This is a genomic window from Devosia sp. BK (assembly GCF_032907385.1).
In the GTDB taxonomy this organism is placed as follows: Bacteria; Pseudomonadota; Alphaproteobacteria; order Rhizobiales; family Devosiaceae; genus Devosia.
The window spans coordinates 567,390-580,261 of record NZ_JAIMBX010000001.1; the positions used below are offsets into that span (position 1 = coordinate 567,390).

15 protein-coding genes are annotated in these 12,872 nt (G+C 60.0%); 7 read left to right on the forward strand and 8 right to left on the reverse strand.

Annotation, left to right across the window (positions count from 1 at the left end):
- Nucleotides 1–65 precede the first annotated feature (65 nt).
- A complete protein-coding gene (locus tag DevBK_RS02735) occupies nucleotides 66–1,214 on the reverse strand; it encodes a GGDEF domain-containing protein (RefSeq protein ID WP_062631685.1) in 1,149 nt (382 codons plus the stop codon).
- Nucleotides 1,215–1,312: 98 nt separating this feature from the next.
- Complete coding sequence (locus tag DevBK_RS02740; RefSeq protein ID WP_062631686.1) at nucleotides 1,313–2,497, reverse strand: MFS transporter; 1,185 nt, start codon at nucleotides 2,495–2,497, stop codon at nucleotides 1,313–1,315.
- Nucleotides 2,498–2,679: 182 nt separating this feature from the next.
- On the opposite strand from DevBK_RS02740, the gene DevBK_RS02745 reads away from it, so the two are divergent.
- Nucleotides 2,680–3,240, forward strand: coding sequence for an HdeD family acid-resistance protein (locus DevBK_RS02745; RefSeq protein ID WP_317184390.1), 561 nt, complete (start codon nucleotides 2,680–2,682; stop codon nucleotides 3,238–3,240).
- Here DevBK_RS02745 and DevBK_RS02750 read toward each other — a convergent pair.
- On the reverse strand, nucleotides 3,237–3,638 hold the full coding sequence (locus DevBK_RS02750) for a hypothetical protein (RefSeq protein ID WP_317184391.1): 402 nt from the start codon (nucleotides 3,636–3,638) through the stop codon (nucleotides 3,237–3,239). The genes DevBK_RS02745 and DevBK_RS02750 overlap by 4 nt on opposite strands.
- Nucleotides 3,639–3,701: 63 nt before the next feature.
- On the opposite strand from DevBK_RS02750, the gene dnaG reads away from it, so the two are divergent.
- The 6 genes from dnaG (at nucleotide 3,702) to queF (ending at nucleotide 9,232) form a co-directional block, all read left to right on the forward strand.
- Nucleotides 3,702–5,636, forward strand: coding sequence for a DNA primase (gene dnaG, locus DevBK_RS02755; protein ID WP_317184392.1), 1,935 nt, complete (start codon nucleotides 3,702–3,704; stop codon nucleotides 5,634–5,636).
- 189 nt (nucleotides 5,637–5,825) lie between these two features.
- Entirely contained in the window at nucleotides 5,826–7,883 is a 2,058-nt protein-coding gene (rpoD, locus tag DevBK_RS02760; protein WP_061910713.1) for an RNA polymerase sigma factor RpoD, read from the forward strand.
- Nucleotides 7,884–7,892: 9 nt separating this feature from the next.
- Nucleotides 7,893–8,180, forward strand: coding sequence for a DUF2442 domain-containing protein (locus DevBK_RS02765; protein ID WP_061910715.1), 288 nt, complete (start codon nucleotides 7,893–7,895; stop codon nucleotides 8,178–8,180).
- An 11-nt stretch (nucleotides 8,181–8,191) separates the two neighbouring features.
- Entirely contained in the window at nucleotides 8,192–8,485 is a 294-nt protein-coding gene (locus DevBK_RS02770) for an HlyU family transcriptional regulator (RefSeq protein WP_062631691.1), read from the forward strand.
- Between the two features lie 71 nt (nucleotides 8,486–8,556).
- Nucleotides 8,557–8,778: a hypothetical protein gene (locus DevBK_RS02775; RefSeq protein ID WP_061910719.1), complete on the forward strand. Its 222-nt coding sequence runs from the start codon at nucleotides 8,557–8,559 to the stop codon at nucleotides 8,776–8,778.
- A 1-nt stretch (nucleotide 8,779) separates the two neighbouring features.
- On the forward strand, nucleotides 8,780–9,232 hold the full coding sequence (gene queF, locus DevBK_RS02780; protein WP_061910721.1) for a preQ(1) synthase: 453 nt from the start codon (nucleotides 8,780–8,782) through the stop codon (nucleotides 9,230–9,232).
- Here the strand turns inward: queF and DevBK_RS02785 are convergent.
- From DevBK_RS02785 to DevBK_RS02805, 5 genes are all read right to left on the reverse strand, one after another.
- Nucleotides 9,229–9,774, reverse strand: coding sequence for a hypothetical protein (locus tag DevBK_RS02785; RefSeq protein ID WP_317184393.1), 546 nt, complete (start codon nucleotides 9,772–9,774; stop codon nucleotides 9,229–9,231). The two genes, queF and DevBK_RS02785, sit on opposite strands and share 4 nt — an antisense overlap.
- 1 nt (nucleotide 9,775) lies before the next feature.
- A complete protein-coding gene (locus DevBK_RS02790; RefSeq protein ID WP_317184394.1) occupies nucleotides 9,776–10,816 on the reverse strand; it encodes an LLM class flavin-dependent oxidoreductase in 1,041 nt (346 codons plus the stop codon).
- Nucleotides 10,817–10,914: 98 nt separating this feature from the next.
- Entirely contained in the window at nucleotides 10,915–11,613 is a 699-nt protein-coding gene (locus DevBK_RS02795) for a tellurite resistance TerB family protein (RefSeq protein ID WP_317184395.1), read from the reverse strand.
- A 159-nt stretch (nucleotides 11,614–11,772) separates the two neighbouring features.
- Nucleotides 11,773–12,135, reverse strand: a complete 363-nt coding sequence (locus DevBK_RS02800) for a hypothetical protein (RefSeq protein WP_061910725.1) — start codon at nucleotides 12,133–12,135, stop codon at nucleotides 11,773–11,775.
- Between the two features lie 136 nt (nucleotides 12,136–12,271).
- Nucleotides 12,272–12,787, reverse strand: coding sequence for a TIGR00645 family protein (locus tag DevBK_RS02805; protein WP_317184396.1), 516 nt, complete (start codon nucleotides 12,785–12,787; stop codon nucleotides 12,272–12,274).
- Nucleotides 12,788–12,872: the final 85 nt, after the last annotated feature.

Sequence of the window (12,872 nt, forward strand, 5' to 3'; positions counted from 1 at the left end):
TGCGGATGTGAGGACGACGCCTCTGCCGACAGGCGATCGACTATTTTTCTGAGATTTTTTTGGCGTTACGCGACAAGCCGAAGCGCGGCGAGTTTTACTTGGTTTCGCCCATTGTGCTTGGCTTGGTAAAGCGCCGCGTCGGCGCGGTTGAGGAGGGCGGGGAAGTCTTCATCGCCCTCGAACATGGCAAGGCCCACGCTGACGGTGGCGTGCAGCTGGCCTTGCTCGATGACGAGCGTCAAATCGGCAAAGACACTGCGCACGCGTTCGGCAACTGCCTTGGCCTTTTCCTGATCGACGTCGATCAGAACAGCGCAGAATTCTTCGCCGCCGATCCTGGAAATGACATCGAGAGGTCCGAGCTCGCGCTGCAATACATCGGAAAAGAGTTTTAGGACGCGATCACCTTCGGCGTGGCCAAGCCGGTCGTTGATCTGCTTGAAATGATCGAGATCGAACATCAACACGGCGCTGTTGCGGCCGGGCGGCGCGTTGCTGAAGCGATCGAAAAGCGCCCGGCGATTGAGCACGCCGGTCAGGGAATCGGTGTTTGCTGCCTGGTGATGGTGGTGGGCGGCGCGCGCGTGGTGAAGGGTCAGGGTGATGGCACCGATGCCCGTCAGTCCCACCAGCGACATGATGGAATTGAAGTCTTCAGCCCAGTTCTTTGGCGGCGCGGAGAGTACCCAATTGCCGTCAAGGGCCAGCATGAGGGCGCAACAGGCGAATGAGATGGCGGTGACGACGTAAAGTGTGCCGATTGCGGCAAGCGCAAAGCGAAGCTGGTCGTCGCTGCGGATATGCTCATAGGCACATAGGAGCATAAGAACGGCGGCCGTGGCATTAAGCATCAGTGTGCCCAGGCCCGATAGTCCAAGAAGAAGGGGTACCGCGGTCGCAATGGCCGAAAGAGCGCCTACCACAGCGGCGGGCCAAAGGGACGCCTTGCTGTTTCTGAAGCGACGGGCGCCCGCGTAGACGCAACTGAAACCGATCAGGATCAGCGCGAAGGGCACAAGCTGGAAGAAGAGCGTGTAGGCGCCGTTGCGCAGGCCCATAAGCATAAGGGCGACGACGATGAGCGCCATGCCGGTGGCGCCAAGAACGAGATAGGTCTCGCTGCGAGAGTTGAACCAGCCGATCAAAAGCGCGAGCAGCAATGAGGCGCTCGAAAAGCCGATGCCGATCAGTAGAGTTGCATTGTCGATGATCATGGTGCACCCCACGACGGTCGGGCAGTCATAAAGTCAAATTTGACAACGCTCCCTTACATTTCCGTTTGAATTCTATCGACTGTATTTTTCCCCAAGCTCTATTCCGCGGCGATAGCGACGGGCGGCAAAAGACCCTGGCGTTTATCGAGCATGTTGGAGACGATCGCGACAAAAGCGGCGAGCGCCGAGCTGATGGCGCCAATGAGCGGCAGGTAGGCGTAGCCGGGGCCGGATGCGATCACGTTGGCGCCGAGAATGGCGCCAATGGCTATACCGATGTTGAAGCCGGTGGGAATGAGGGCCGAAGCGAGGTTCGGTGCATCGGCAGCCCAGGCGAGCACGCGCGACTGCACCGGTGAACCGAAGGCAAAGTTGACGCCGCCCCACAGGATCGTGGCGATGGCCATGACGATGGCGTAGGGGCTCACGAAGAAGATCGTCGCAAACATTACGGCCTGTAGCGTGAGGATGGCGATCAGCGAGGGCATGAGCTTCCAATCGGCCAATCTGCCACCGACAAAGACGCCGATGGTCGAGCCGACACCATAGAGCAGCAAGAGCCATGGGACGGTCGCCGTGGGCAGACCGGTAATATTGGTCAGGAGCGGGGTGATGTAGGTGAAGAGGCTATATTGGCCGATCATCACCAGGATAACTATGAGCAGTGAGGCGACGATCTGCTGCCGGCCCAACACTTTGAATTCACGCGCGAAGTCCCCAGCGGTGGTGGCGGAGGCGGCACCGCGCGGCAGGAAAAAGGCCACGGTCAACGTCGCCAGCAGTCCGATAATTCCGACCGTCCAGAACGTGGCGCGCCAACCCAGAACATTGCCGATGGCCGTGCCGCCGGGTACGCCGAGGATATTAGAAACGGTGAGGCCCGAGAGGATCAGTGCGACCGCGAAGCCGCGTTTTTCCGGCGGCACGAGGCTGACCGCCACGATCGCTGCGATGCCGAAATACGTGCCGTGGACCACGGCGACGATGACACGGGCGGCCATCAGCAGTTCAAAACTCGGAGCAATGGCACAGAGCACTTGGCCCAGGGTAAAAATGCCGCCCAGCAGCAGGATCAGCGACTTTCGCGTCATCTTCTTGGTGGCAACGGCGAGAAGTGGGCCGCCAACGGCGATGCCGATCGCATAGCCGGAGATGAGATAACCAGCCACTGGCACGGTTACGCCTAGACCGGTGGCGACTTCGGGAAGAATGCCGGCGATGACGAACTCGGCAGTGCCAAAAGCAAAGGCTGCGAGGAAAAGCGCGATAAGGGGGAGGGACATGCAGTATTCGCCGGGAGGCGGCCTCGGTGGAGGGCGTGTCTTTCCATAGGCCCGAAAGGGGCACAATCTATATTTTGCGCGGGCCATTTCAGAAAAGCTCAACCCATGGTGCTGGCGTGACCGCAGAGCTGGCGCTAACGTTCTCTTTGGCGGGCTGTTGAGTCCCATGGAGGGCAAGTGAAATGGCGGTTTCTTCGGGTACCAAAAGGCGTTTTGCTGCTGCGACGGCATTGCGCGGCGCGCTGATGCTGATTGCTGGGCTCTATGCTCTGATCTTCCCGGGCGATGCGCTCACGGTTCTGGTGCTGTTCGGCGGCGTTTTGCTGATCGTCGATGGCGCCTTGGGGCTATGGAGCCTGACGTTTGGCGGCGGCAAGAGCGGCAATTATTGGTTCGATATCATCGCCAATGCGGCGTCGCTGATCCTCGGTGTGCTATTCTTCATCCAGCCGTTTATCGCGACGATCTTTACAGCAACTTTCCTCGGCACGATCGTGGGGCTCGCCGCACTTTTCGTTGGTGCCATGCAGATATTCGTCGTGGTCCGCGAGCGTGAGAGCTATGCACGGATCTGGCCGGTGGTGCTGTCTGGGGCGTCCTATGTGCTGCTCGGGCTGGTCTTCTTGCTATTCCCGGTTTTGACAGCAGCGGTGGGCGTGATGCTTGGCGGCATCCTGCTGATCTTCTTCGCCATTGGCCTCTTTGGTTGGGCCTGGCGGCTTTATCAGTCGAGCAAGGTTTAGGTCGCGGGCTTGTACGTCACCGAGACGCCGGCCACGGTCGGGTCATCCCGATAGATCGTGGCCTCGGGGGGCGTAATGATCTCGATTGCTGTGGCCGAGAGCCAGCGGGGATCAGGATCAGCGGCTGCGCCGACGGAATAGAAGCTCGCGGCGTCGAATGGCACGTCTTCGCCCGGTGGCACCAGCGCTGCCTGGGTATTTGGGTCGGTGTCGCCGCAGTCCCTGGAGAAAATGACGAGGTCGAACTGACCATCGGGCGAGGGCAGGCGCTCGGTTTCGTTGACCGAGCACTCTGGAATGGCTGCTGCCACGAACCAAAGCGTCGCGCCGATGGCGATAGCCGGCCCAAGGGTCAGCGCCAGCAATACGGCCATCGGCATTTTCGTCGTCTTGGGCATGGCTGTGGATAAGCTCCTAGGTCGTGAGGTGACTTCGGCCCTGGGAGTGCTTAGGTAACACCCATGCGCTTTACCGATACGTTCCTGGATGAAATCCGCCAGCGCCTGCCGATTACGCAGGTTGTGGGCGAACACGTGCTTTGGGACAAGCGCAAATCGCAGCCTGGCAAGGGCGACATGTGGGCCTGTTGCCCCTTCCACGCCGAGAAAAGCCCGAGCTTTCATGCCGATGACCGGCGCGGCATCTATCACTGCTTTGGCTGCGGCGCGACGGGCGATCATTTCCGGTTCCTGACCGAAAAAGCCGGGATGAGCTTTCCCGAGGCGGTCGAAAAGCTTGCCGGCATGGCCGGTGTGCCGATGCCGGCGCGCGATGAGCGCAGCGAAAAACGCGAGGCCGCGCAAAAGGGCCTCGTCGAGGTCATGGAACTCGCGACCAAATATTTCGAGGCGGCGCTGGCGCATAATATCGGCGCGCGGGCTCGCGGCTATCTCTTTGACCGCGGCGTGTCGCCGACGAGCCAGACGCGCTTTCGCATCGGCTTTGCGCCCGATAGCCGCAATGGACTCAAGGAGCATCTCGCCGCGAATGGTGTCTCGGCGCAGGCGATGCTCGATGCGGGGCTAGTTACCAGTCGTGACGACGATCCGCTGACCTATGACCGGTTCCGCAACCGCGTGATGTTTCCGATCATGGATTTTCGAGGCCGGATCATCGCCTTTGGTGGCCGGGCGCTGAGCGCCGATGTGCCGGCAAAATATCTCAACTCGCCGGAGACGAGCCTCTTTTCCAAGCGGCAGACGCTTTACAATGGGCAATCGGCGCGGGCGGCGGCGCGGGACGGAGCCACGGTTATCGTGGTGGAAGGCTATCTCGATGTTATTGCCGCTGTTTCTGCGGGTTTCGAAGGGACAGTGGCGCCACTTGGCACCGCGCTGACCGAGGAGCATCTGCAGTTGCTCTGGCGGATGGCGGAGGTGCCAGTTCTCTGCTTTGACGGCGACAAGGCGGGTTTGAAGGCTGCCGAGCGGGCCATGGATCTGGTCATGCCGCATCTCAAACCGGGGCAGACGGTGAAGATCGCGACACTGCCTGAGGGGCAGGACCCCGATGATCTGATCAAGGCGCAGGGCCGGCAGGCGTTTGCCGACGTGATCGAGAAGGCGCGCAGCCTTTCCGATATGCTCTGGAGCCTCGAGACCGGCGGATTGGTGCCCGATGCGCCGGAAGAGCGCGCCGCTTTGCAAGCGCGGCTGCGGGAGCGGGCCCATTCGATCCAGGACCAGACTGTCCGCTTTCACTATCAGCAGGCGTTTGATGAAAAGCTGAAAGCATTCTTTGCGCCGATCCGGAAACCTTGGGACGGGCAGCGCGGCGGGCGGCCGAACTATGGTCAGAGCGGCGCCTATGGATTTCCCGCACGCGGGACGCCGCGTCTCGTCGTGTCCGATACGCTGAGGAACTCGCGACTGATGCGCGGTTCGACAGGCATGGAAGCAACGCCGCGCGAGGCGACGATCATCCAGACCCTGGTCAACCATCCGGCTCTCGTCGAAGACAAGTTCGAAATCCTTGCTGCGCTCGACTGTGAAACGCAGACTGCCCAGAAGGTTTTGAGTGACATACTGGCCCTTGTCGTGCGGCATCACGATATTTCGGCGCCTGATTTGCAGGACGCGCTTGGCGTGCGCGGGCATGGACCGACGCTGGCGAGAATGGCCGAGACACTGGTGCGGCAGGGGGTCTGGCAGGTGGGGTCGGATACGGCGCTCACCGACGCGGAAACAGGATTAAGTCATGCGCTGGCCTTGCATAACAAGAAAGTTCAGCTAAATAGGGAACTCAAGGCAGCCGAAGCGGCGCTGGGCGAAGACCCGAGCGATGAAACCTTTGAAAGGCTGCGAGACATCAAGAACCAGATTACCACTGTCGATGGCACAGAGGCATTGATCGAAGGATTTGGTTCGCTATCTGGACGCGCGACTCGCAGTTTTTAGAGAAAACTCTAAAGACCGGCGAAGACGCGCGATTTCGCATATGGCGGTCACGTCATGTCGTCCCGAAGCGAACCATCATGATGCTGAGGTGTTAACGCCTTGGTGACCAAACCTTTACCTTGTCTTGAGCTGTCACCACCTATGACAAGTCCGGCGCCCGAGATGCCCGCGGGTCCCGAGGAGTAGCATATGGCCACCAAGGCAGCGAACAAAGCCAGCAAGGAAACCGAGAAGCCCGAATCCGGGGCTCCGGAGGCCTCCAATGACAGTCCTCTGATCGACCAGAACGATGCTGCGGTCAAGAAGCTGATCAAGGTCGCCAAGAAGCGCGGCTATGTGACCTATGAAGAACTGAATGCCGTTCTGCCGGCTGACGAAACCAGCTCCGAGCAGATCGAGGACTTCATGTCCATGTTCTCGGAAATGGGCATCAACGTCGTCGACGAAGACGAGGTCGAAGAGACCGAAGTCGAGAAAGACGAGGAAGAAACCGGCAGCGAAGTTGCGCCTTCCGGCGGCACCGCTCTGGCCAATACATCGAACACCAAATCTGGCTCGGATCGTACCGACGACCCGGTGCGAATGTACTTGCGCGAAATGGGCTCGGTCGAGCTGCTGAGCCGCGAGGGCGAAATCGCCATCGCCAAGCGCATCGAGGCCGGTCGCGAGACCATGATCGAGGGCCTCTGCGAATCGCCGCTGACCTTCCAGGCCATCATCATCTGGCGCGATCAGCTCGCCGAGGGCGAGATTCTGCTCCGCGACATTATCGATCTCGAAGCGACCTATGCTGGCCCCGACGCCAAGCAGGCGGCGCCCGAAATTCCGGTTCCAGCGCCGCGAGTGGAGCAGGAGCCGGTAAAGGCTGCCGCAAAGCCAGCGCCGCGCCGCGCTGCGTCTTCGGATAGCGACGACGACTATGTGCCGGAGGAGCCGCAGGCGCCGCAGGATCCGGTCGAAGACGACGATGACGAATTCGACAATGCGCTGTCGCTTTCGGCTATGGAAGCCGAACTGAAGCCGCAAGTCGTCGAGACGTTCGATCGTATCGCCGAGGCTTATGGCCAGATGCGCGTGATGCAGGATCGGCATGCCGAAGATCGCACCGCCACCGTTTCCGACGCGGAAAGCAAGAAGCTTGAAGTGCTGCGCGGTGAAGTGATTGCCGACGTGAAGTCGCTTTCGCTCAACAATAGCCGTATCGAAAGCCTCGTCGAACAGCTTTACGATATCAACAAGCGCCTCGTGCGTCTTGAAGGTCGTCTGCTGCGCCTGGCTGAGAGCTATGGCGTCAAGCGCGAAGTGTTCCTCAAGAACTATTATGGCCGCGAACTGGACCCGACCTGGGAAACGACGTTCGATGGTTTCGATGGCAAGGGCTGGGCTGAATTCGCACGTCGCGAAGTCGATACCGTTCGTGACATCCGTTACGAGATTGCTACGCTAGCGACCGAGACTGGCCTCGATATCGCTGAATATCGCCGCATCGTGCATAAGGTGCAAAAGGGCGAGCGCGAAGCTGCTATCGCCAAGAAGGAAATGGTCGAAGCCAACCTTCGCCTCGTGATCTCGATCGCCAAGAAGTACACCAACCGCGGCCTGCAATTCCTTGATCTCATTCAGGAAGGCAATATCGGCCTGATGAAGGCCGTCGATAAATTCGAGTATCGTCGCGGTTACAAGTTCTCGACCTATGCGACTTGGTGGATCCGTCAGGCGATCACCCGCTCGATCGCCGATCAGGCGCGCACCATCCGTATTCCGGTGCATATGATCGAGACGATCAACAAGATCGTCCGGACCTCGCGGCAGATGCTGCACGAGATCGGCCGCGAACCGACGCCAGAGGAACTCAGCGAAAAGCTGCAGATGCCCTTGGACAAGGTCCGTAAGGTGCTCAAGATCGCCAAGGAACCGATCTCGCTCGAAACGCCGATCGGCGACGAGGAAGATTCCAACCTCGGCGATTTCATTCAGGACGTGAATGCGATCCAGCCGATCGATGCGGCGATCCAGTCGAACCTGCGTGAAACGACGACGCGCGTTCTCGCTTCGCTGACGCCGCGTGAAGAGCGCGTGCTTCGTATGCGTTTTGGTATCGGCATGAACACCGACCACACGCTCGAAGAAGTCGGACAGCAGTTCTCGGTGACCCGCGAACGTATCCGTCAGATCGAAGCGAAGGCCCTGCGCAAGCTCAAGCACCCGAGCCGGAGCCGCAAGCTGCGGAGCTTCCTCGACAACTAGGAGCAGCTCATGGCTGCTCCTCGCCTCAAGATAACGGCTATTCGCGCGTCTGTTCCGTTCAAGCTGGCGGTGACTTTTTCCGATGGGACGCATGGCGTGTTCAACGCCGCGCCCATGCTGGCTGAGCGCGGAGAGGGGACGGAGCCGCTGCGGGATCGGGCCTATTTTGCCAAGGTGGAGCTCGCCAATGGCAAGCCCATCTGGCCAAACTATTTTGACATCTCACCGCAATGGCTGCAGGAGGAGATGGACAAGCGCGGCGAGTTGGTACGGCCCCGGCCGCCGAGACGAAGTTAAGGGAGTTTTCGATGTCGTTTTGGAAGAAGCTTTTTGGTGGTGGCGGCGCTGACGAGGCGACACCAGCCGGCGACAAGTCCCTCGGCGAAGAAAGCTACAAGGGGCATCTGATCAAGGCGATCGAGATGCGCGTCGGCAGCGAATATCAGTTGGCCGGGACGATCGAGAAAGAAATCGGCGGCGAGCAGAAGAGCTACAAGTTCATCCGCGCCGACCGTATGGGATCGAAAGATGATCTTATCGCGCTGGCTCTCAACAAAGGCCGCCAAATCATCGACGAACAAGGCGACGGCATCTACCGCTAAGCCGAGCCAGTATTTTTAGTTATGACCGCGGGCCAATCGGCTCGCGGTCCTGTTTTTGAAGGATTGTCGTCATGGCCAAGAAGCCAACCGCCCGCAGTGAATTCGTGATGTTCGACATCGTCTATGAAGACGGCTCGCAGCGCTCAAACCGCAAGGTGGATGCCAATCTGCTGGGTGGGCTTGATGGCGACGAACCAGCCAAGGCTGCGATCGAAGAGCAGGACCGCGCCATCTCCGAAAAGTCCGGCATGCCGCCGCTGGCGATCAAGTCGATCAAGCGCTCGGGCAAGTAAGATGAATTCGGAAACCCTGCAGCTTGGCAAGGATGTGGAGGTGCCGCAGCATCCGGACGAGGCTGTGCTGGACCCGGTGCCCAATCCGCATCCGGATGTGAATTATGTCGCGCGCTATGTGGCGCCGGAATTCACCTCGCTCTGTCCGGTGACGGGGCAGCCTGATTTCGCCCATCTGGTCATCGACTATGTGCCCGATCAGTTTCTGGTGGAGTCAAAGTCGCTTAAACTGTTTCTGACCTCGTTCCGCAATCACGGCGCCTTCCATGAAGGTTGCACGATCGATGTGGCCATGCGGATCGTCGCGGCGATCAAGCCACGCTGGCTACGGATCGGCGGCTACTGGTATCCGCGCGGCGGCATCCCCATTGATGTGTTCTGGCAGACTGGGCCAGTGCCCGACGGTGTCTGGTTGCCCGATCAGGGCGTTCCGCCCTATCGCGGCCGCGGCTAGAGAGCAGACTTAAGCGCGGCTGCAAGCTGTTCGGCACGCTCGGCAAAACTGAGGCCTCGGGCGCTGAGATGCGGGGTGCGCTGATGAGGAATGGCGTGGCGGCTGCATTGGCGGCTGGCCGCGTCACCCAGGGCAATGACCCGACGATCCACGAGCTCATGACATGCGATGGCGTCGAACGAGGCGTCCAGCGCTGCGTTGGGAATACGCTCCGAGCGTTGGCGGGCGAGGAGGTGGAACGCGTGGGTGACGTAAATGTCGCTGCGCTTGAGGCCGGCCAGCGCCAGTCCCAAATCCAGCACACGATTGAACGGCATCTCGGCGAGATAGCCAGTTTCGCGCAAGCGCGAGCGTTCGGCTATGGCAGTCGGGGCGTCGAGGAAATTGTAGGTCAGTAGCACCGGGCCGGTGAAGCTCGCTGAGGACAGGTGGTAGGGCGTGATCCAGTCGCCATCCAACCCAGCGTCGGCATAGCTTGGATAGCCGGGCCAGGAGAAGTGACGGCGGCGCTCGACAATTTCTGCGTAGAGCGCCGCGTCCATTTTATGCGCCAAGCGCCTTGTCGATGGCGGGCTTCACGACTGTGCCGTAAAGCTCGATTGCCTTCATGATCTTATCATGGGGCAGGGTGCCGACACTGAGTTGCAGGCCGAAGCGGTCGTGCTTGAACCACTCGTGCTGCATCAGGATCTTGTCGATCACTTCCTGCGGCGAGCCCATGTAGTAGGCGCCTTCCGGCGTTGCGCCGCCATCGAACTGGGCGCGGGTGGTCGGCGGCCAGCCACGTTCGGCGCCGATGCGGCTCATGGTGGCGCTGTGGGCGGGAAAAGCAATATCGCGCGCCGATTGGCTGTCTTCGGCGATGAAGCCGTGGCCAGAGACCCCAATTTTGAGGAGCGAGGCGTCGTGGCCCATCTTGTTGCCTGTGTCTCGGTAGAGATCGACCAGCGGCGCGAACTGACGCGGGCGGCCGCCGATGATCGCGATCATGAGCGGGAGGCCATAATAGGCAGCGCGGGCGACCGAATTCGGTGTTCCGCCGACGGCGATCCAGAGCGGCAGCGGGCTCTGCACGGGCTCGGGATAGACGGCGATGTTGTTGATCGCCTGGGTGTGCTTGCTACCAGCCCAATTGACCTTGCCGCCCTTGCGCAGGGTCAGCAGCATTTCGAGCTTTTCTTCGAAGAGATCGTCGTAGTCGTTGAGATCGTAGCCGAAGAGCGGGAAGCTTTCGATGAACGAGCCGCGGCCAGCCATGATCTCGGCACGGCCATTGCTCAGGAGATCGAGCGTTGCGAACTGCTGCCAGACGCGGACGGGATCTTCCGAACTGAGCACCGTGACGGCGGTCGAGAGTTTGATCGACTTCGTGCGTGCGGCCGCAGCGGCGAGGATGGTGACGGGCGAGGACGCGACATAATCTGGGCGGTGATGTTCGCCAAGGCCATAGAAAGCCAGTCCCAATTGATCGGCTAGCTCGATCTCTTCGATCAGGTCGCGCAGACGTTCGGCGGGCGACTGGACGTGTCCGCCGTTAAGGGGATCGGCGGTGTTTTCAGCGAAAGAATAAAGTCCGAGTTCCATGGCATTCTCCTTGCGGAAAGACATGGCGGCGCTGCGGTCGAGCATCAAGAACGCACATGGGTGATACCGCGCCCGGGGGAGGCGCGGCATCTTGATGGTCAGCGGTTGACCGTCGTGGGTGTGTAGGCCCAAGGCTGCGGCGGGGTTGGTGCCGGCTGAGGGGCTTTTTCGCCTGCAGCCTTATGGATCTCGGTGACGAGAGCGGGATCCAAGCGCAGCTTGGCGGCAAGAGCTTCGAGGTAGGCTTGCTCTGCCGGAGTGTCAGCCGTGATGGCGACAAGCGAGGCTGCATAGATTTCGGCCGCGTGCTCAGGCGTATCGGCGCGGCCGGCGACGGCATTGATGTCGAGCGGGGTCGAGAGTTCGTCAAAGACCCAGGCCTTTTCCTCTGCGGAAAGCGGCATGGTCTTCAGGCGTTCAAAAATGGCATCTTTCTCTTCGGCATCGATCTTGCCGTCTGCCTTGGCCGCAGCGATCATCGCGCGCACCAGAGTTTTGCCGAGCTCTTCCTGCGCGGCCTCATTGCCTGGAGCCGGAATGAAGGCGTCTTCGCGCACGGGTTGCGCGGCGCTACCGCTCTGATTGGTCTGGTTGGCCTGATAGGACTGCCAAGCCTTGTAGGCGAGGCCACCAACAGCTGCGAGCGCGCCGAGCTTAGCCGCATTGCCCAGAAGCTTGGTGGGCTTCCCGCCCGACATCAGCAAGCCGGCCGCGAGGCCAGCTGCTCCCGTCATCGCGGTGCGCTTGCTATTGGGATCGGTCTGAATGGCTTTGATAATCTGATCGATATTGAACATTGGCGCTCCCGTGTTGCTGGTTTGGAAATGGGTATCAGCGATGTGCCTTGCAAGTTTGGCGCGGATGCCATTGTGCCGCAGGCAGCAAAAAGCCCCGGTTTCCTGAACCGGGGCTCGAAGGGCCTCAAGGGGAGGGGGTCGAGGCCGTTAGGTGCTTTATTAGTTGGCCGGCGTCGTGGCTGGGGCCGTCGTCGTGGTTGTCGAAGCTGGTGCTTCAACAGCAGGAGCGGCTTCAGTTGCCGGGGCCGGAGTAGCGGCTGGAGCTTCGGTCATTGGGGCAGCGCTAGGCGTTGCGGCCGGAGCTTCAGTCATCGGCGCGGTGGTCTCAACGGCTGGTGTCGTGCTGTTCACGTCAACCGAAGTGGACGGGCCCGAGTTGGCCGAGAAGACCAGATAGCCAATGGCGAGCAGAGCCAAGGCGACGATGATGCCGACAAACCAACCTGTACCATTGCTTTCGCGGGTGTAGACAGTGCGGTTACCGTCGTTGGTATAGATAGTATCACGTTCTGGGGTAGCCATCATTTGCTCCTTGCAAGTGAAATTCTGGGTGAAGAACGCCCGCAGTTCGCAGTCAGTTCCCCATTCCGTGATCACAAACCAAAAACAATTGTGGCGCTGAAAAGACCTCGAAAGATCAGATGGTTGCTATGGCCTATTAGAGATCGAGCTCTTTGGACTTGCTATCTTTCTTCGAAATCTTGTCGATCAGCGCGAGAAATAGCGCCGATAGTATGAAGGTGCAGTGCAGCACGGTGTACCAGAAAATCTGCTCATTGGTGTAATGCGGCACGTTGAGGAAGATCTGGAGCAGGTGGATCGAGGAGATGGCGACGATGGTCGAGGCTACCTTGATCTTGAGCGATCCGGCATCGATCTGGCCCAGCCAGTGCACATCACGCTCGTTGTCGAAGCGGGAGACGAAATTCTCGTAGCTCGAGATGATCACCATCACGACGAGGCTCGCGATCAATGCCGCATCGATAAGGCCGAGGATTTTGAGGATCACCTCAGTTTCGTCCATGCCGACGAGATGGGTGGCGAAATCCCCGAGTTTTAAGCCGAATGTCGCTGCGTAGAGGGCAAGAGCGAGCCCGAGGCCGATATAGAAGACCACCAGCAGCCAGCGCGACGCGAGGATGAGGCTTTCAACGAAGATTTCCAGGCGTTTCATGGCGCGCTCCAGGAGGACCGCGCACGGATATCAAGTCCATGACGGCTGGCAAGCAGCCTCAATGACGCAGCCATAAAAAAGGGGC